Annotated in this window: 15 protein-coding genes and 1 pseudogene; 8 read left to right on the top strand and 8 right to left on the bottom strand. The window is 68.2% G+C overall.

Annotated elements, in window-relative coordinates; genetic code table 11:
• Positions 1-208: 208 nt before the first annotated feature.
• The 3 genes from rarD (at position 209) to ilvA (ending at position 6,020) form a co-directional block, all read left to right on the top strand.
• A complete protein-coding gene (gene rarD / locus OPF83_RS03965; protein WP_264885987.1) occupies positions 209-1,093 on the top strand; it encodes an EamA family transporter RarD in 885 nt (294 codons plus the stop codon).
• Between the two features lie 33 nt (positions 1,094-1,126).
• Positions 1,127-4,675, top strand: a complete 3,549-nt coding sequence (gene dnaE / locus OPF83_RS03970) for a DNA polymerase III subunit alpha (RefSeq protein WP_264885904.1) — start codon at positions 1,127-1,129, stop codon at positions 4,673-4,675.
• Between the two features lie 70 nt (positions 4,676-4,745).
• Positions 4,746-6,020 (top strand): threonine ammonia-lyase IlvA, encoded by a 1,275-nt coding sequence (gene ilvA, locus OPF83_RS03975; RefSeq protein ID WP_264885905.1) that lies wholly within the window; start codon positions 4,746-4,748, stop codon positions 6,018-6,020.
• Between the two features lie 94 nt (positions 6,021-6,114).
• On the opposite strand, the gene OPF83_RS03980 is transcribed toward ilvA, so the two are convergent.
• The 4 genes from OPF83_RS03980 to OPF83_RS03995 form a co-directional block, all read right to left on the bottom strand.
• Positions 6,115-6,585 carry a hypothetical protein gene (locus OPF83_RS03980; RefSeq protein ID WP_264885906.1) on the bottom strand — a complete coding sequence of 157 codons (471 nt, stop codon included), beginning with the start codon at positions 6,583-6,585 and terminating at the stop codon, positions 6,115-6,117.
• 328 nt (positions 6,586-6,913) lie between these two features.
• A complete protein-coding gene (locus tag OPF83_RS03985) occupies positions 6,914-7,651 on the bottom strand; it encodes a hypothetical protein (protein ID WP_264885907.1) in 738 nt (245 codons plus the stop codon).
• 29 nt (positions 7,652-7,680) lie between these two features.
• On the bottom strand, positions 7,681-8,382 hold the full coding sequence (locus OPF83_RS03990; protein ID WP_264885908.1) for a hypothetical protein: 702 nt from the start codon (positions 8,380-8,382) through the stop codon (positions 7,681-7,683).
• A 53-nt stretch (positions 8,383-8,435) separates the two neighbouring features.
• Positions 8,436-9,014 (bottom strand): hypothetical protein, encoded by a 579-nt coding sequence (locus OPF83_RS03995; RefSeq protein WP_264885909.1) that lies wholly within the window; start codon positions 9,012-9,014, stop codon positions 8,436-8,438.
• Between the two features lie 351 nt (positions 9,015-9,365).
• On the opposite strand from OPF83_RS03995, the gene OPF83_RS04000 reads away from it, so the two are divergent.
• Positions 9,366-10,943, top strand: coding sequence for a hypothetical protein (locus OPF83_RS04000; RefSeq protein ID WP_264885910.1), 1,578 nt, complete (start codon positions 9,366-9,368; stop codon positions 10,941-10,943).
• Between the two features lie 10 nt (positions 10,944-10,953).
• On the opposite strand, the pseudogene treZ reads toward OPF83_RS04000, so the two are convergent.
• A pseudogene (gene treZ, locus OPF83_RS04005) lies at positions 10,954-12,668 on the bottom strand (malto-oligosyltrehalose trehalohydrolase).
• Between the two features lie 109 nt (positions 12,669-12,777).
• Here treZ and OPF83_RS04010 point away from each other — a divergent pair.
• Both OPF83_RS04010 and OPF83_RS04015 read left to right on the top strand, forming a co-directional pair.
• Positions 12,778-13,455 carry a YigZ family protein gene (locus OPF83_RS04010; protein WP_264885911.1) on the top strand — a complete coding sequence of 226 codons (678 nt, stop codon included), beginning with the start codon at positions 12,778-12,780 and terminating at the stop codon, positions 13,453-13,455.
• Between the two features lie 4 nt (positions 13,456-13,459).
• Complete coding sequence (locus tag OPF83_RS04015) at positions 13,460-13,696, top strand: hypothetical protein (protein WP_264885912.1); 237 nt, start codon at positions 13,460-13,462, stop codon at positions 13,694-13,696.
• Positions 13,697-13,771: 75 nt separating this feature from the next.
• Here OPF83_RS04015 and OPF83_RS04020 read toward each other — a convergent pair whose 3' ends face one another.
• A complete protein-coding gene (locus OPF83_RS04020; protein ID WP_264885913.1) occupies positions 13,772-14,464 on the bottom strand; it encodes a nitroreductase in 693 nt (230 codons plus the stop codon).
• A gap of 153 nt (positions 14,465-14,617) precedes the next feature.
• Here OPF83_RS04020 and OPF83_RS04025 point away from each other — a divergent pair, with 153 nt between their 5' ends.
• The gene (locus tag OPF83_RS04025; RefSeq protein ID WP_264885914.1) at positions 14,618-14,989 is read left to right on the top strand and encodes an RNA-binding S4 domain-containing protein; all 372 of its coding nucleotides are present in this window, start codon (positions 14,618-14,620) and stop codon (positions 14,987-14,989) included.
• A gap of 32 nt (positions 14,990-15,021) precedes the next feature.
• On the opposite strand, the gene OPF83_RS04030 is transcribed toward OPF83_RS04025, so the two are convergent.
• A complete protein-coding gene (locus OPF83_RS04030; RefSeq protein ID WP_264885915.1) occupies positions 15,022-17,181 on the bottom strand; it encodes an acyltransferase family protein in 2,160 nt (719 codons plus the stop codon).
• 154 nt (positions 17,182-17,335) lie between these two features.
• Between OPF83_RS04030 and OPF83_RS04035 the strand changes: the two genes are divergently transcribed.
• Positions 17,336-17,983, top strand: coding sequence for a hypothetical protein (locus OPF83_RS04035; RefSeq protein WP_264885916.1), 648 nt, complete (start codon positions 17,336-17,338; stop codon positions 17,981-17,983).
• Here OPF83_RS04035 and OPF83_RS04040 read toward each other — a convergent pair.
• Positions 17,934-18,641: an NUDIX domain-containing protein gene (locus tag OPF83_RS04040; protein WP_264885917.1), complete on the bottom strand. Its 708-nt coding sequence runs from the start codon at positions 18,639-18,641 to the stop codon at positions 17,934-17,936. The two genes, OPF83_RS04035 and OPF83_RS04040, sit on opposite strands and share 50 nt — an antisense overlap.
• Positions 18,642-18,714 lie beyond the last annotated feature (73 nt).

The following is an 18,714-nucleotide window of genomic DNA, read 5'->3' on the forward strand; positions in this document are numbered from 1 at the left end:
CCCTCTGCCTGGTGACTCGCCGCTTCCCTGCGACCCGCCGGCGCCGGACGCCCGACGCCGCGGGGGCGGTGCGCGGGGCTGGGCGGCCGACCAGCCGGGACTAGGGTGGCGCCGTTGACGGTCGATCGAGGAGGCGTAGGTGGGCGGCGGCGAGAGTGTGGACGAAGGCCCCCGACGGCAGAGCGTCGGTACGCCCGCGACCGGCGGAATGGCCGCGGGAATCGCCGCGTACACGCTCTGGGGGTTCTTCCCCGCGTTCTTCCCGCTCCTCGAACCCGCCGGAGCGGTCGAGATCCTCGCCCACCGGATCATCTGGTCACTGGTCTTCATGGCGATCGTGCTCACCGTGCTGCGGCGCTGGCGGGAGCTGGCGACCGTGGACCGCGCCTCGTGGGGATGGATCTTCGGCGCTGCGCTCTTCGTCTCCGCCAACTGGGGCGTCTACGTGTACACGGTCAACGCCGGGAGGGTGACCGAAGCCGCACTCGGCTACACGATCAACCCGTTGGTGAGCGTGCTCCTCGGCGTCCTGATCTTCCGCGAACGACTCACGCGCCCACAGTGGTTCGCCGTGGCCCTCGCCGTCGTCGCCGTCGGTGTCCTCACGGTCGGGTACGGACACTTCCCGTACCTCTCCGTCATCCTCGCGGTGAGCTTCGGCCTGTACGGGGTCTTCAAGAAGAAACTCCGCGTCGATCCGGTCGTCGGCATGACCGGCGAGGTGGCGGTCACCGCGCCGATCGCCCTCGCGTTCCTGGTGTGGCTCGGGGCCACCGGGGCGGGGACGTTCGCCACCGAGGGGCCCGGACATTCCGTACTGCTCGTCGCCTCCGGCCTCGTGACCGTGGTGCCGCTGCTGCTGTTCGCCACCGCCGCGCAGCGGATCCCGCTGGCCACCATCGGCATGCTCCAGTACATCGTCCCGGTGCTCCAGATGGCGTGGGGACTGGTCGTGGTGGGGGAGCAGCTGGACTCCGTCCAGTGGGTCGGATTCGCCCTCATGTGGGCGGCCGTCATCGCGTTCACGCTGGCAGGGCGCTCGCCCCGCAGAGGTGTGGCCCGGGAGTCGAGGCCTGTCGTAGATCCGACCTAGACTGGGCCGGACTAGTCGTAGGAGGAATGCTGCGTGGCCGGTTCCCAGTTCGTGCATCTGCACAATCACACCGAGTTCTCGATGCTCGACGGGATGGCGCAGATCGATCCCCTCTTCGCGGAGGCGTCCCGACTCGGGATGCCGGCGGTGGGGATGACGGACCACGGCAACATGTTCGGGTCCTCGGACTTCTACAAGCAGGCCAAGAAGGCGGGACTCAAGCCGATCATCGGCATCGAGGCCTACGTCGCGCCCGAGTCCCGCTTCGAGAAGAAGCGCATCCTGTGGGGCGAGAAGCACCAGAAGAGCGACGATGTCGCGGGCTCGGGTGCCTACACCCACATGACCATGGTCGCCGAGAACGCCACCGGTCTTCGCAACCTGTTCCGGTTGTCCTCCCTCGCCTCGTACGAGGGGCAGCTCGGCAAGTGGGCGCGCATGGACGCCGAGATCCTCGCCGAGTACTCGGAGGGCATCATCGCCACCTCCGGCTGCCCGTCCGGGGAGATCCAGACCCGGCTGCGCCTGGGCCACGTCAAGGAGGCCTACGAGGCCGCGGAGAAGTGGCAGTCCATCTTCGGCAAGGACAACTTCTTCCTCGAACTGATGGACCACGGGATCGACATCGAGCGTCGGGTCCGCGAGGACCTGCTCAAGCTCGGTAAGGACCTGGGCATGCCGCCGCTGGTCACCAACGACTGCCACTACGTCACCCGCGACCAGGCACACGCCCACGAGGCCATGCTCTGCGTGCAGACCGGCAAGACCCTGGCCGATGAGGGACGCTTCAAGTTCGACGGCGACGGGTACTTCCTCAAATCCGCCGAGGAGATGCGCGCCCAGTGGGACTCGGAGGTCCCCGGCGGGTGCGACAACACGCTGTGGGTCGCCGAACGAGTCCAGCCGTACGACGAGATCTGGACGCCGCAGGACCGGATGCCCGTGTTCCCCGTTCCCGAGGGGCACACGCAGGACTCCTGGCTCGCCGAGGAGGTCCAGCGCGGCCTCGAGTGGCGTTTCCCGAACGGTGTCCCGCAGGAGTACCTCGACCGCGCGAAGTTCGAGCTCGAGGTGATCAAGGGCAAGGGCTACCCCGGCTACTTCCTCGTGGTCGGCGACCTCATCGACCACGCCCGGTCGATCGGCATCAAGGTCGGCCCGGGCCGAGGCTCCGCGGCCGGCGCGCTGGTGGCGTACGCGCTCAAGATCACCAACATCGACCCGATCGAGCACGGCCTGCTCTTCGAGAGGTTCCTCAACCCGGAGCGACCGTCCGCGCCGGATATCGATATCGACTTCGACGACCGCCGCCGTGGCGAGATGATCCGCTACGCCTCCGACAAATGGGGCTCGGACAAGATCGCCCAGGTGATCACCTTCGGCACCATCAAGACCAAGGCCGCGATCAAGGACTCGGCTCGCGTGAACTTCGGTCAGCCCGGTTACGCGATCGCCGACCGGATCACCAAGGCGCTGCCACCGGCGATCATGGCCAAGGACATCCCGCTGTCCGGGATCACGGACTCGTCGCACGAGCGGTACGGCGAGGCCGCCGAGGTGCGCTCGCTCATCGAGACCGATCCGGACGTCAAGCGGATCTACGAGACCGCCCGGGGCTTCGAGGGCATGGTCCGCCAGGCGGGCGTGCACGCGTGCGCGGTGATCATGTCCTCCGAGCCGCTGCTCGACGTGATCCCCATGTGGAAGCGCGCACAGGACGGCGCCCTCATCACCGGCTGGGACTACCCCTCCTGCGAGGACATCGGCCTGCTCAAGATGGACTTCCTGGGCCTGCGGAATCTCACCGTGATCGGTGACTGCCTGGAGAACATCAAGCTCAACCGCGGCGAGGAGATCGACCTCGACACGCTGTCGACCGACGATCAGGCCACCTACGACCTGCTCGCCCGTGGCGACACGCTCGGCGTGTTCCAGCTCGACTCCGGCGGAATGCGCGAGCTGCTCAAGCGCATGAAGCCCACCGGCTTCAACGACATCGTGGCCGCCCTCGCACTCTACCGACCCGGGCCAATGGGCATGGGTACGCACTGGAACTACGCCGACCGTAAGAACGGCAAGCAGGAACTGGTGCCGATCCACCCCGAGCTCGAGGAACCGCTTAAGGACATTCTCGGCGAGACGCACGGCCTGATCGTGTACCAGGAGCAGATCATGGCCATCTCCCGCGAGCTCGCGGGATATACGGCCGGTGAGGCTGACGGTTTCCGTAAGGCCATGGGTAAGAAGAAGGCCGAGGTGCTGGCCGCCGAGTATGAGAAGTTCTCCGGCGGCATGTTCGAGCGGGGCTTCTCCAAGGACGCCGTCGACGCACTGTGGGGCACCATCGAGCCGTTTGCCTCGTACGCGTTCAACAAGTCGCACGCCGCCGGCTACGGCCTGGTCTCATTCTGGACCGGCTACCTCAAGGCCAACTACCCGGCCGAGTACATGGCCGCCCTGCTCACCTCCGTCGGTGACGACAAGGACAAGGCCGCGCTGTACCTGTCCAACTGTCGGCAGATGGGCATCAAGGTGCTGCCGCCCTCGGTCAACGACTCGCTCACCAACTTCGCGTCGGTGGGCAAGGACATCCGCTTCGGCATGGGCGCGGTGCGCAACGTCGGAGCCCACGTGGTGGAGTCCGTCGTAGCAGCCCGGGAGGCGAAGGGCGCCTTCACGGACTTCTCCGACTACCTGTCCAAGATCGACCAGACCGCGTGCACCAAGAAGGTCACCGAATCGCTCATCAAGGCCGGGGCCTTCGACGCACTCGAGCATCCGCGCAAGGGCCTGTTCCTGATCCACGCAGACGCCGTCGAGTCGGTGATGTCCACCAAGAAGGCCGAGGCGGTGGGTCAGTTCGACCTGTTCGGCGGGGGAGACGACCCGGGCGAGGACTCGGGCTTCGGCGACGTGTTCGCGGTGAAGGTCCCCGACGAGGAGTGGGACACCAAGCAGAAGCTCGCGCTGGAACGCGAGATGCTCGGCCTCTACGTCTCGGGTCACCCGCTTGATGGACTCGAGGCGTCACTGGAAGCCAAGACGGACACGTCGATCGCGACCATCCACGAGGGCGAACTCGCGCACGGCACGGCGGTGACGATCGGCGGGATCATCTCGGGCGTCGACCGCCGGGTCAACAAGAACGGTGAGCCGTGGGCGATCGTCACGATCGAGGACTTCAACGGCAGTGTCGAAGTGCTGTTCTTCCCGAAGACCTACCGGATCGCCGCGATGGACATCGCCGAGGACGCGGTGGTGTTGGTCAAGGCACGCATCAACATCCGCGAGGACCGCGTCTCGGTGTTCGGGGACACACTCGAGGTGCCGGACCTGGTCGTGGGCGGCAACGGTGCGCCACTGGCCCTGACGCTGCCCACCCGCGTGTGCACCATCGAGACGGTCACCGCGCTCAAGCAGGTGCTCACCCGGCACCCCGGGCCCTCCGATGTGCACCTGCGACTGGTCAGCGGGGATTCGTCGACGGTGCTGCGCCTGGACGATCACCTGCGGGTCGAGACGTCGTCGTCGCTCATGGGTGACCTCAAGGCCCTTCTCGGGCCGGGCTGCCTCACCGGCTGACCTGTTCCCGTGGTCGCCAGGTGACTGACCGGTTGGCGGCTGGCGAGGGCACGGTGGAACACTGGACACCGTGACCTCCACTGACTCAGCCGCCGACCAGGTAGTAACCACGGACGATATCGACGCCGCCGCCCGGCGTATCGGCGACGTGATCACGTACACGAGCCTGGACACGAGCGAGCGACTCAGCGAGCACACCGGGGCCCGGATCCTGCTCAAGCGTGAGGACCTACAGGATGTCCGCTCGTACAAAATCCGTGGCGCGTTCAACCTCATGGCGCAGCTGACCACCGACGAGCGCAGCGCCGGCGTGGTGACCGCGAGCGCCGGAAACCACGCCCAGGGCGTGGCGTTCGCCTGCCGGTCCCTCGGGATCAACGGCCGGATCTACGTCCCGAGCAACACGCCCAAGCAGAAGCGCGACCGCATCCTCGCGCACGGCCGGAACTGGGTCGAGCTGGTGGTGACCGGCTCGAACTTCGACGCGGCCCAGTCCGCGGCCTGGGCTGACGCCGAGCGCACCGGCGCGACCATGGTCCCGCCGTTCGACCATCCCGACACGATGGCGGGACAGGGCACGATCGCGGCCGAGATCCTGGCCCAGCTCGAAGAGACGCCAGACGCCGTGGTGGTCCCCGTTGGTGGCGGCGGGCTCCTCGGCGGCATCGCCACCTACCTGGCGGAATACGCCCCGGACTGCAAGGTCATCGCGGTGGAGCCGGCCGGTGCGGCGTCTCTGACCGCCGCGCTCGAGGTGGGGGAGCCGACGACCCTCGATGACGTGGACACCTTCGTCGACGGGGCCTCGGTGGCGCGACTCGGCGAGTTCCCGTTCGGCGTCATCTCCTCGATGAGTGAGCGTATCCAGGTCCTCACGGTCGACGAGGGCGCCGTGTGCACCGAGATGCTCGAGCTGTACCAGAACGAGGGGATCATCGCCGAGCCCGCGGGCGCGCTGTCCGTGACGGCGCTGGAGAAGCTCGACATCGAGCCCGGCGCCACCGTCGTGTGCATCATCTCGGGCGGGAACAACGACGTCTCCCGCTACAGCGAGATCATCGAGCGCTCGCTCGTCCACCGCGGGCTCAAGCATTACTTCCTCGTGAACTTCCCGCAGGAGCCGGGCCAGCTGCGCCGCTTCCTCGACGAAATCCTGGGCCCCGAGGACGACATCACCCAGTTCGAGTACCTCAAGCGCAACAACCGCGAGTACGGGGCCGCGCTCGTCGGTATCGAGCTGGGCTCGGCGACGGGCCTGCACTCGCTGCTCGAGCGGATGGAGGCCTCCCGCATCGACTGCGAGCGCCTCGAACCCGGCACCGCGGCGTACGAGTACCTGACGTAGCCTGGTGGAGCCAGAAGAAGAACCCCTGCCGGATCATAGTCCGGCAGGGGTTCTTCTTCTGGCTAGGTGGCCGGGGTGACCGGCCGGATCAGCGTCAGTTGTCGGCAACGTTCTCGAGGGTGTCGAAGAAGTTGCCGATGGACGACTCGGGGATCTCGCCCAGCGAACCGGTAGCTCCCTGGTCCTCGGCGGACATCGACTCTATGGAGCCCCCGACGACGTTGCCGAATCCCTGCGGATTGAGGAGCCCCGCCACCTCGCCGATCGAGCCCGCGGAACCGGAGGTCGAGCCCTGGGCGGTCTGAGCGCCTTCGGTGAGAGAGCCCGGATTGAGGAATGCCCCGAGCGAGCCAGCGCTGCCGGTGTCGGCCCCCTCTGCCGTGAGCGATCCGGTCACCGAACCTTCGACGGCACCGAGATTGAGAATGCCGAACAGGGAGCCGAAGTCCGGGCCGCTTGCGTCCTCTTGCGCTCCGGCCGCCGGAGCGCCGAGTGCAACGGCGAGCCCGAGGGCGCCGGCCACGGCCGCCGACTTGGTGAACATGCGGGTGGAGATGGAAGCCATCTGAATTCCCCTTCAGGTGAGAAAATGTGCCGCCGCCCCTGCGACGACAGAACGACGACAGAACAAGGTGCCCAGGTAACTGGACGCACAACTAAGTGTGACATAAAACTTAGTGTGATTGCAACCACATCGCAGAGTGTCTCCGAGGGATCCATTTTCGTGCTTGTGACATGCGGAGATAGCCGATCGCGCCGATGGCTCGCCAGCCGGTGTCGCCTGAAATAGCTTAGTTAAACATGATAGCTATTGAATTGCTTCCCGGTTGGAAGGCCTCGGAACCCTCCTAGATGCTGAACCGTTATATGAATGCGAGTGTTCGAAACCACGGTCAGAACCGACCGAGAGATCCGGACCTGAGGATTCCGCGGGGGTCTCGTTCGGGCTCGCTGCCGCCTTCGTATCCACCGAATGCCCAGACCGTGCTTCCGCTGGAGCAGAGGAAGAGGGCGCCGGCCTGGAAGTCCTCACGTGTCCCGGATGCCGGGTTGCCGAGGTTCGCGCTCCAGTTACGGGTGGCATTGTTGGCCAGCGTGAACGAGGCCATCTGCCCGGTCTGTCCCTTGACCTTGGCGGCGGCGAAACGCTCGGAGATGGCCTTGCTGGTGCCGTATGCGGGGCCGAAGAGTGGTGCGACGCTCCCTCCCGGTAGGAGGTTGGTGACCTCCTCCATGTTCATGTCGACCGTGATGCTGATCGAACCGGAGATGGACGGGGTGACCGTGGTTCCCGGCCGGGGACGGAGGGGGAAGTTTTTGTAGTACTCGAGGGAGGACTGCACGACGTCCGCCGGGGCCACGGTGCCCCCGACGTCGGCGGTCGAGGGGTAGCCGCGACAGTCCAGCGAGGCCCCGGTACGGTTGGTGAAGGTCCCGGAGATTGACGTGGCGGCGGCCCCGGCGCCGTTCACCGTCACGGTGCCGGCACTGGGAACCACGCGGACCACGACACTGTCCGGAACATCCCCGGGGATCGTGGTCTGGGCATTTCCGGTGGCGGTGGTGGTCAGGAGAGCGGCGGCGGCCAACCCCAGGCCGGTGAGCGCACGAGTGTGGCGTCGGGTGATCATGGTCGTCCTTCGGTTCGAGGTGGAGCGGGTCAGCGCGGTCCCACGCCGGGCGGGGGATCGGTGGGCACGACGTTGCCGTGGTAACCAGCGAACACGTACGAGTTGCCCCCTCCTTCGCAGAAGAACAGCGCGCCCGGCTGGAAGGCGGTGCGGATGCCCGTGCTCGGGTAGGTCAGGTCGGCATACCAACTGGTGGTCTGACCGGCGCCGACGGTGAAGTCGATCGAGTTGGATCCGGTGACGATCGACCCGGTGTGGCCACGCGTGTGCGCGCCGTCCTGGGCGTTGCGGAGATCGACGAGTGCCGACGTGGGGCTGCCGAGGGAGGCGGAGAGACTGCCGGTGGGGATGAGGTCGTACACGCTGCCCACTCCGATGTTGCCGACCACCGGCGCATCGATACCGCCGGGGGCGAAGATGTTCTTCGCGTAATAGTCCATGGCGGCTACCACGATGCGTGCGTCGGTGACCTGGTTCGGGGCACGGCCCGTGGCCGTGGGTTGGGAACACCGCAGGGAGAACGTCGCCCGATTGCTGATCGACCCGGAGACGCGGCCGCCGCTCTCCTGGCCGACGCTGACGCTGGCGAGCGTGCTGTCCGTGATCACCACGACGCCACTCTGGTCGGCGCCGGGGATGCGGGCCTGCGCGGCGTGTGGGGTGACCGTCGCAGTGAGCGCGATAGCGGAGAGGGTGGCGGCGGTGAGCCGTCCGGAGAGGGATGGTGCCATGTGGGAGCTGCTTTCAGGAGCGGTGGGTGGGCGGCGGCGATCGGCGGGGGGCGTCAGCTGCCGAATCGTCCGAACCGGGACAGGTCCAGTGAGCCGGTCCCGCCCTGCGCCGGGGTATCGGGAGAGAAGCCCGCGTACACGTAATTGACTCCGCCGAACGTGCAGCCGACCAGGGCGCCGGCGTCGAAGGGCTGGCGACTCCCCTGGGATACCGGCGCCAGGGCGACGGAGACGCTCGTGCTGGAGTTCGCCGGAATCGACACATTCGCGGTGTGTCGGCCCGTCTGTCCCTGCATCCTCGCGTCGTCGAACTTCGAGGCGATCACGGATCGGGAGCCCTGTTCCGCCCAGATGTGGCGGGCCGCCGCGGCGGGAAGCATGTCGGTGACGCTCCCGAGCGGGACGGTGATGACACCGACGATCTGGATGTTGTTCGTGGTGATCTTGGGCTCCGGATACACCGGGTAGCGCGAATAGTGGTCCACCGACCGGGAGATCACCTCCGCAGGTGCGACCTCGATCGATCCGCCGCCGTCGAAGCCTCCGCAGGTCAGCTGCCCACCCGTGTTGTTCTGAACCGTGACGAGAACCCGGCCGGCGGCGACATCCGGCTGCGCCACCGCGACGCTCACGCGCGGGTCTCCGGTGGTGACCACGTAGGACGCCCGGTCCGTCGGGGCGTGGACACCAGGAACCTGAGAATTGGCTACTCCTGGAAGGGAAATCATCGCAAGGCCGGCGCACGCGGCGGACACGGCGGTCCGGACGGTTGTCCTGCTTTTCGAGCGCACTAAGTGACTCCTGATATTGATAACGGGGGCGCGATGGAAAGATGGCCCTCTGGCCACGGGTTTGTGTGCTGGCTGTAATCTACGACACAATAAGCGAATGTTACAACTGGCCTACAGTCTAGGTCAGCTTCGGGCAGGTCGACCTCTGGGTCGGGACTCGACGCACGCTGTACGTCAGATAAGGGGATTGATATGCGAGGGTTCTCGGCCGCCGGTGCGGTGATCGGCACGGGCGCCATGGTGGTGTCCCTGGTGGCGGTACCCGCGGCTTTGGCCCAGTCGACCGAGATCGACCGCACCGTCCGGGTCACGCACAGCTGCGTAACGAGGGGGGCCGGTGGCACCGCGGCCACGATCTCCCCCAATGACATCCAGGTGACCTACCCGGAATCGGTGAGGCCGGGGGAGGTCTACACCGCCACCATCTGGCCGGGGGAGATGAGATCGGGTAGCGAGACCGGGAGGTTCACCTACGCGCTGGCGCTGCCCCCGAATGTCGACGTGATCAACGTGGCCAACGGGGGCGGGGACTACGGACTGCTGACCAGCAGTGGCAGGAGCCTGGCGGTCGAGCTGGTCGACTCCTCCGGAGATCCTCATGTCGACGGCACGCACGTCCGTATCTCCGCGGGGATGACACCGAATTTCGGCGGCGACACCGCCAGCCACCTGACTCTCCCGTACCAGTGGGGTGTCGGGCTCCACTCGCGAGAGAACACGAACTTCCGGCTCCCCAAGGTAGAGGTGACCCTGCGCGCCCCGGTGGACCGCACGCCGACCCCCATCAAGATCGGGCTCCACGGTGGTACCGGAGGTCAGTCAAACGGGACGAACAACGCACTCCAGTACCTGCACACGGGTACCTGGTCCCTCGGTCAGCGGTATCACTACTGCGGCAGGACCTACCCGGCGGGATCGGACTCGCTCACCGCAACGGCCATCACGTCCGACGCACCGCTCGTGGCGCAGTCGTCCGCGGAAATGATCGGCGAGGATCGGGCGGTGGCGGGTGGCGAGAATACCTCGCTGATCGCCCGGGTCGCCGTCTCCGGGGCGTCGGGGCGGGAGATGAGTCGAGGGCGGGTCACGTTCCGCCGCACGGACACCGGTGAGGTTCTCGGCACCGCGACGCCGAACCGGGACTCGGGAGAGGCGGTCCTGACCCGCTCGTTCCCCGGGACGATGGACGGGTACTCATTCGAGGTCACGGCGACCTACGACGGGGTGGTCCGCGGGGGTGTCCAGTCCATCGCCGGCAGCAGCGCCAGCGGATCCCTGGGCGTGACGATCAACCCCAATCGGATCGCCTACCTCGTCAACATCACCCAGGCACGCCGACTTCCGGACAGCGGCGGCTCGGTCCCGGTCGAGCTCACCACCACCATCTCGAGGCCCGGTGGCGGTGCATTTGCCACCGGTCTGCAGGCGCAGCTGTACCGCGACGGTCAGCCGGTGGGGGCCCCGCGTCCGGCGACCTCGACCATGACATTCACCGATAGCCTCCCCCGCGCCGAAGCGGCCCGCACCTACTACTACGAGGTCAAGTTGCTGCCCTTGACGGTCGGGGAGTTCGAGCACGGTGGTCAGACCGCAGGCGCGACCGGCGTGATCATCACGGGGACCTCGCCGACGGTTCCCGAGGACCTCGAGTTCGTGGACGCCCCCTGGAACTCCTCGGAGATCTTCGTCCCGGGTGGCCTCGAGGGATCGCTCGAGTTCGGCGCCGGTTCGATCGGGAGTGTGTCGCCGTTCGTCACCGGGGCGTCCTAGCGGCCCGGCGCTACCTCTGTAGAGTCCGCACCACCGCGAAGCCGAACGGCCGGCAGGACACCGAGTCCGTGGCGTCCTGTGAGCCGGCGACGACCTCCGCGCCGGAGGTGAGCACCGCCTCGCCGGACACCGGGACCCGGCACGGCTCGCTGCCCAGGTTCACCACCAGCGCCAGCGGCCCCGGTGCAGCACCAGCCACCGGTCGTCCGGGGATTCCGAGCCCACCTCCATCCGGACGGTTCCGAGCCACGGGTCGGACAGTGCGGGCTCGGCCCGCCGCAGGGCGATCAGCTCGCGGTAGGTCCGCAGGATCCCGGCGTGCGGTTCGCAGGCCAGCTCGGCGCGGTCGAGCACGGACCGCCGGAACGTCTCCGGATCCTGCGGGTCCGCCACCGTGTCGGGATCCCAACCCATCGCCGCGAACTCGCGGGTCCGACCTTCGCGCACCGCCTCGGCCAACTCCGGCTCGGGATGCGAGGTGAAGAAGCAGAACGGCGTCCGCGCGCCCCACTCCTCGCCCTGGAACAGCATCGGCGTGAACGGCGAACACAGCACGATCGCGGCCTTGGCCAGCTGCTGCTGCGGCGTGAGATTCATCGACGGGCGATCACCGGCCGCGCGATTACCCACCTGGTAGTGGGTCAGCGTGTAGGCGACGAGCCGACTGCCCGGCACCCGGTCAACGTCCAGCGGCCGCCCGTGCACACGACCTCGGAAGGTCGAGTACGTGCCTGCGTGCAGGAACGCGCCCGTGAGCACCTGCCGCAACGACTCGAGCGACCCGTAGTCCACGTAGTAGCCCTGCCGCTCCCCGGAGACGGCGGCGTGGACGGCGTGGTGCACGTCGTCGTCCCACTGCCCGTCCAGGCCGAGCCCACCGGCCTCCCGCGCGGTGACGGTCCGCGGATCGTTCTGGTCGGACTCGGCGATCAGCGACAACGGCCGCCCGAGGTGCGTCGACAGCGCCTCCACCTCCACCACCAACTGCTCCAGCAGGTGCACAGCCGAGGCGTCGGGAGCGCGTGCACCGCATCCAGCCGGAGGGCGTCGACGTGGAACTCGTCGAACCAGCGCAGGGCGTTGTCGATAATGTAGCGCCGCACCTCGCCCGAGTGCTCACCGTCCAGGTTGAGCCCCGACCCCCACGGCCCGTCCGCGGCCGACAGGTACGGCCCGAACTCCGGCAGGTAGTTCCCGGACGGCCCCAGGTGGTTGTAGACCACGTCCAGACACACCGCGAGCCCTCGAACATGGCAGGCGTCGACGAACGCCTGGAACGCGTCCGGCCCGCCGTACGGCTCGTGCACCGCGAACCACGACACCCCGTCGAAGCCCCAGCCGTACTCGCCGTTGAACGCATTGAGCGGCATCACCTCGACCATGTCCACACCCAGCTCGACCAGCTCGTCGAGGTGCTCGATCGCGCCGGTTAGTGTGCCCTCGCGGGAGAACGTGCCCACGTGCATCTCGTAGATCACCGACCCGGCCAGCTGCCTCCCCGTCCATGACGTATCGGTCCAGCGACCGCGGGTCGGGCCGCGGCGGGCTGACCTCGTCGTCGTCGCCGGTCAGGCGGAATCCGTAGTCACGGCCCTCCTCCCGGCGGAGGTCGGAGGTCCACCAGCCGCCGGTGGCGCAGTCCATCGGAATCGGCGGAGCGTCGGCCGAATCGAGGACCAGGCCGACGGTGCGGGCGCGGGGCGCCCAGACGGAGTACACGTCTATGGGGATCGGGGAGAGGGGGTCGGTGGGTGAGACGGTCGGCGGTCGCGTGGGGGTCACACGGACCAGGGTAGGTACGGCGCGCCCCCTGCGGCACCGCGATACTGGTGGAATGGACCAGCCCCGACCTCGCGTGCTCCGGCTCACCGCCGGTCAGGACGTGACGGGGGAGTACGAGGAGAAGCGCTCCAGGTTCGTCGCGGTACTGAGACGGGTCGACGACGAGGACGCCGCGCGCGCCTTGATCGCCGAACTCCGCTCGACGTATCCCACCGCGCGCCACCATTGCAGTGCTTTCCTGGTGGATGTCGAGGGCGCCAGCAGGATCGAGCGGTCGAATGACGACGGCGAACCCTCCGGCACGGCCGGCACCCCGATGCTCGACGTGCTGCGGGGAAGCGGACTGACCGGGGTGAGCGCGGTGGTCGTCCGCTGGTTCGGCGGCACCAAACTCGGGACCGGTGGCCTGGCGAGGGCGTATTCCGCGGCGGTCGCGGCCGCCGTCGATGAGGCCTGGCGGACTGGTCGGGTGGTCGAGGTGATCCGGACGCCGGCGTGGGTCGCCGAGGTCGACCATGTTGTGGCCGGCGGGCTCGAATCCGCCGTTCGCGCGGCCGGGGCCCACGTGCTGAATGTCGAGTACGGGCGCCGGGTGCGTTTGACGGTGGCGGGGGAGTACGACGTGCTGTCGCCGATCCTCGCTGCGCGCACGTCAGGTGGCGCTGAATGGGCAGAGGCAGGGGTCACTACCACCGAGAACGCGGCGCTTCGCAGCGATATGGAATCCTGAAGACATGAGCATGCAGCCCTACCAGACGAACTCGATCGAGCTGAAGAAGCAGCAGGTTCGCAAGGATTCGCGAAATACGGCGATCGCGCTGGGCGTGACGGTCGTGTCGCTGCCGATCGCGTTCTGGGCGGCGAGCGGGGTCATCGTCATCTCGATCCTCGCCGGCATCGCGACGATCTACTACGGACTCAAGGTCCGCAAGGCCATCTCCGGCAAGCCGAACCAGGGCCAGCTGCACTGACCCCAGCCCTGCGCTGCCCTGCCTGGCACGCCCCCGCCCGGCCCGGCCCGGCAGGCACAGCCCGCCGGTGGGGACTCAGCCGTGGCGACGGACCACGTCGGACAGGTCGGCACGCTCCGTGCGGAACCCGTTGGCGGGATGGTCGTCATCGGCGTAGCCGAACGCGATTCCGCACACGATGAGGCGGTCCTCCGGGATGCCCAGGTGCTCGCGGACGCCGTCGGAGTACAACGCCAGCGCTGCCTGCGCGCACGTGTCCACCCCCAGCGACGACGCCGCGGCGAGGAAGGTCGACACGTACGCGCCGCAGTCCACGGCGCCATAGGTGCCCAGGCCTGCGTCCGAGGTGATGATCGCGACGTGCGGGGCACCGAAGAAGCGGTAGTTCTCGAGCATCTGACGCATGCGTGCGTCATGGTCCGAGCGTTCGATCCCCAGTGCCGAGTACAGGCCGTACCCGCTGGCTCGCCGGCGGTCGCCGTAGACGCCGTCGTAGCGCTCCGGCGCCGGTAGGTCCGACTTCATGGGGTTGGACGCCACATAGTCGGTGAGCGCCTTGCCGAACGCGGGCGTGGCGTCGCCGGTCACCAGTTCGACCTGCCAGGCCTGCGAATTGCACCAGGACGCCGTGCGTTGGGCCATCTGCAGGATCCGGTCGATCGTCTCCTCGGGGACGGGCTCGGAGGTGAACCCGCGGCAGCTGAACCGGTCGTCGAGGATCTTCTCGAGGGCGGCGGCAGTGTCTGTGCCGAGTTCAACGTTGGTCATGGGTCCTCCGGTCGCACTCACGTGATGTGATCCCAGTCTCGCACGTCGGTCGCGGCTGGCGTTCTCCGGACGGCTGCAGGACAGCTGCTGGACGGCTGGCGACGCCTGCCGGACCGCTGTCGGTCGGCTCCGGGGGATCGATACCCTTCGTGTATGGGTGTGCGAGTCGATGCGTGGACGTGGTCGGTGCGATTGTTCCCGTCGCGGACCAAGGCGGCCGCGGCCTGTCGGGGCGGTCACGTCAAGGTCAACGGCGAGGCGGTGCAGCCGTCGAAGAATGTGGTGCCCGGTGACCGGGTACAGGTCACCGGCGCTCTCGGTCGTCTCCGGATTCTCGAGGTGGTCGAGACGGTCAGCAAGCGCGTCGGGGCGCCGGTGGCCGCGACCTGCTACATCGATCATTCGCCCCCGCCGCCGCCCAAGGAGATCCTGGCGTCGCAGCCGAGGCGCGACCGGGGTGCCGGCCGTCCGACCAAACGCGAACGTCGCGAGACCGACCGGCTCTTGGGTCGCGAGCCTCGGTAGGCCGGGACCCCGGCAAGTCGGGACCGCGGGGGTCACCACCAGCCGGTGGCGGGCCCCAGTTGGCGTGCGAGTTCGCCGGAGGCGGACCGGACCCACGAACCGGACAGGTGATGGGAGTCGTGGTAGACGATCACGTTGCCCACGACGGCCGGGCAGTCCTCGGGATCGCACAAGCCGTCGGTCAGGTCGAGGAGCTGGACCGTGTCGAGGCCGGCGGCGGCGAGGGAGGCGGGATTGATCGGTGAGATCGACCTCTCGCGGGGCATCCCGCACTCCTCGGGCGTGCCGCCGTCGCCGAGGCAGTCGCTCGCGCGGATCGGGCCGCGGCCCTTGTTGAGCCACGGGGTGTCGCGGATCGCGATCACGTTGATTCCCTGTTCGCCGAGTGCGTTCCACAGGTCGGCGTACTGTCGCGGCGTGACGTCGGGGCCCATCACGCCGACCGGTCGGCTGGCGTTGGTGAACACGAAGTCCGGCTGCAGTCCGACGAGCGCCGCGAGCGCCTCGGGGGTCCATTCCGCGCAGCTCTCGTACAGTTGCTCGCCGCTGTCGGAGACGGTCGAGTCGAGGGTGAGCGGGCAGCCCATCTTGAGCACGGTGATCACGCGGAACCCGTAGTGCTTGCCCACCTCGTCGAGTCCGCTGATCCAGTGCTCGGCGTGGGAGCCGCCGACCAGGGCGATGGTCCGCGGCGAGGTCTCGTCTCCGTAGACGCACATGGTGACCTCGCTGGTCTCGAAGTCCGAGATGCAGCCGTCCATGGTGCTGGCGGGGAGATCGTGGCTGACCTGGAGGATCGAGGGGAGGAAGGGCACGTCGTCCGGCGCGTCGATGTCGTCGAGGAACGCGCGGGCGCCGGGGTGGTCCGGGTCGGAGAGGGAGTCGACGTAGGGGACCGCCGAGCGGGACGACGCGGTGGCGGTCCACCAGCCGATGGTGCCGAGCGTGGCCACGGCGACGACGACGACGAGGCTGGTCGCCCCCACGAACTGCCGCTTCTGCGCGGGGGTCCGTACCGGACCACCCCGGAGGAGGTCGCGTGCGACCGCGGCGGGGGTCTTCCCGCCCTTGGCGCGGCTGGCCATGCGCAGCGGCCGCTCGACGTACTTCTCGGTGAGCAGGGCCAGGACGACGGAGATCGCGATGATCGCGGTACCGGAGCCGAGCGTGATCCGGTTTGCGATGTCAGAGGAGAGCCACAGGATGAGCAGGGGCCAGTGCCACAGGTAGAGGGAGTACGCGATGTCTCCCAGGCGACGGAAGACCTTCGCCGACAACAGCCAGGTGATCGGGTCCTTGAGCGGTGTGGGCGTCTGGCCGGCAGGGAGGTTCCCGCCGAGCACGATGAGCAGTGCTCCGCCGATCGGATACCACGCCAGGGGGCCGGGGAAGTAGGCGGCGCCGTCGAAGTAGAACCCGGTGCTGACGATGAGGAACAGTCCCGCCGCGGTGGCGAGCAGGCGCAGGGGCCAGGGCAGGACGATGCCGGCCAGGACGATCGCCACGAGGCCGCCGACCAGCAGCTCCCACATGCGGGCCGCGGTGTCGTAGTAGTTCCAGGGCGGGTTGGCCTCCTGGCCGAGGACCGACCACCAGACGGAGAAGGCGGTACCCGCGGCCACCACCAACACGAGGAACCATTTGGGACTGCCGCGGCGGATGACAAGCCGCCAGAGCGCGGACAGTCCGAGGATCACGGCCAGGACGATCACATAGAACTGGCCCTGGACGGACATGGACCACAGGTGCTGTAGCGGGGAGATAGAGGCGTCGGCCGCGGCGTAGTCGCCGGCGGTGAGCGCGAGCTCCCAGTTCTGGTAGTACAGCAGCGAGGCGATCGCTTGGTCGAAGATGGCCGACCACTGGGTGGGCGGCTTGATGAGGATCGTGCCCAGCAGCGTCGCGGCGATGGTCACCACGAGCGCGGGATACAGGCGCCTCACGAGGCGCTTGAGGTGGGGGATCGGGTTCAGGGACGTGCGGGGATTGTCCGCGCCGCGCAGGAGCGAACCCACGAAGAAGAAGCCGGACAGGGTGAGGAACACGTCCACGCCGCCGGAGACGCGGCCCATCCACACGTGGAAGACCACCACGAGGGCGATCGCCAGTCCCCGGAGACCGTCGATGTCGTACCGGTAGGCCATCTTCCCGCGTTGCCGACCGGAGGTCGCGGGGGCGGTGGTGGTGGCCACTGGCGGATACTTCCTGACGTCTCGACTGGCTGCTGACGTGTGGTCCCGCCCTCTGCCCGGTGCTCGCGGGCGCTAGCGGAGCCGGGTCCGATTAGACCACAGGTGGACCGGATATCCCGTCTCGCATGTTTCCACCGTTGGTACAGTCCGGCAGATGACCAGCACGTCCACCGCCCCTGGTGACCATCGCGACGACCCGATCGGCGTCGGGGCAGACGAGGGACGCCGCTCCCGGCCGGTCTCCCGTGTCGTGGCCGGGCTCCTGGGATCCTTCGTCCCGTTCGTGATCGCGGTCCTGGTGTGGATGGTCGCGGCCCCGCGCTCGGAATTCGTCGCCGTGGGCGACGGGCGGGGGATCCGACTCACGGACTCCGGAGCGGCAGGGACCGGGCAGATGCTGATGTTCGTGATCCTGTCGGGGTTCGCCGCGGTGTGCTGCGTGCTCGTGCTCTGGGCACGACTCCCGGGACTGCGCCGACCCCGGGGGGTGGCGGTCCTGGCCCTGGTGCCGGGGGCGTGGTGCGCCGTCTCCGCCGCGGTCGCGACCGGCGTCGCGGACCTGTTGGTGGCTCCGGCGTCAGATGCCCCGTACGGCTCTGTGGTGGCGCAGTCCCCGGCCGTGGGCGCGCTGTTCTTCGACCGGGCGTTCTTCGGTACCTCCGGCCCGTCGTGGGACCTGCTGCCCGCCTCGGCGGGCTGGCTGGTGTGGGGCGCGATGGTCGCACTGTTCACGGTTGCGGCTCTGGCCAATTTCAGCGACTCGCCGGACCTGGCGGACGGAGGGTCGCGAACTGATCGGTGATCCGCAGTCGACGCTCGGCGAAGCGGTAGAGCGCTGCGGGCCTGCCACCCGACGGGCCCGGGGGCGCGCTGCGCCCGCACCGGACGAGCTCGCCCCGGCGGGTGAGGATCCGCTGCAGATTGGTCGGGTCGACAGGATGACCGAGTGCGGCGGCATAGAGCTGCGCGAGGTGGGAGAGCGTGAACTCCTCGGGTGCCAACGCGAATCCCAGAGTGGAATAGGAGAGCTTCGCCGCGAGGCGGAGCCGGGCGCGGGCGATGATCTCCGAGTGGTCGAACACCGTCTCCGGGAGGGCGTCGACTCGGAACCACGCGGTGTCGGTGGGGATGTCCGGGTCGGCGTCGCTGGGCAGGACCCCCAGGAACCCGGAGGCGAACATCCGTCGTCCGGGCACGCGCGCGGGATCCGAGAAGTCGGAGACCGACTCGAGGTGGCTGAGTTCGCGGACATCGACCTTCTCGTCGAGCTGCCGTGCGGCGGAGGTGGGGAGGTCCTCGTCGTCCCGGACCTCGCCGCCGGGCAGGGCCCAGCACCCTGCGGCGGGCCCCATCGAGTGCTGCCAGAGCAGGACGTGCAGGGCCTGGGTCTCGTCGTCGGAGACGGAACGTACCTGACCCACCACGACGAGTACCTCGTGACCGGTGTTACACTTGTCCACGTTTTCGATTGTAAGACGAAAACACGGACCGATGGGGTATCGGCCCGGAGTGACTACCCGAGAGGGGGCAGGG

It is taken from the genome of Dietzia sp. NCCP-2495 (assembly GCF_026011735.1).
Lineage (GTDB): Bacteria > Actinomycetota > Actinomycetes > Mycobacteriales > Mycobacteriaceae > Dietzia.

What these genes read in the sequence shown, in the direction of transcription:
- rarD (WP_264885987.1), top strand. Translation starts at nt 209, where the DNA reads ATGGCCGCGGGAATCGCCGCGTACACGCTCTGGGGGTTCTTCCCCGCG.
- OPF83_RS03980 (WP_264885906.1), bottom strand. Translation starts at nt 6,585, where the DNA reads ATGGCTTCCATCTCCACCCGCATGTTCACCAAGTCGGCGGCCGTGGCC.
- OPF83_RS03985 (WP_264885907.1), bottom strand. Translation starts at nt 7,651, where the DNA reads ATGATCACCCGACGCCACACTCGTGCGCTCACCGGCCTGGGGTTGGCC.
- OPF83_RS03990 (WP_264885908.1), bottom strand. Translation starts at nt 8,382, where the DNA reads ATGGCACCATCCCTCTCCGGACGGCTCACCGCCGCCACCCTCTCCGCT.
- OPF83_RS04000 (WP_264885910.1), top strand. Translation starts at nt 9,366, where the DNA reads ATGCGAGGGTTCTCGGCCGCCGGTGCGGTGATCGGCACGGGCGCCATG.
- OPF83_RS04010 (WP_264885911.1), top strand. Translation starts at nt 12,778, where the DNA reads ATGGACCAGCCCCGACCTCGCGTGCTCCGGCTCACCGCCGGTCAGGAC.
- OPF83_RS04015 (WP_264885912.1), top strand. Translation starts at nt 13,460, where the DNA reads ATGAGCATGCAGCCCTACCAGACGAACTCGATCGAGCTGAAGAAGCAG.
- OPF83_RS04020 (WP_264885913.1), bottom strand. Translation starts at nt 14,464, where the DNA reads ATGACCAACGTTGAACTCGGCACAGACACTGCCGCCGCCCTCGAGAAG.
- OPF83_RS04025 (WP_264885914.1), top strand. Translation starts at nt 14,618, where the DNA reads ATGGGTGTGCGAGTCGATGCGTGGACGTGGTCGGTGCGATTGTTCCCG.
- OPF83_RS04035 (WP_264885916.1), top strand. Translation starts at nt 17,336, where the DNA reads ATGACCAGCACGTCCACCGCCCCTGGTGACCATCGCGACGACCCGATC.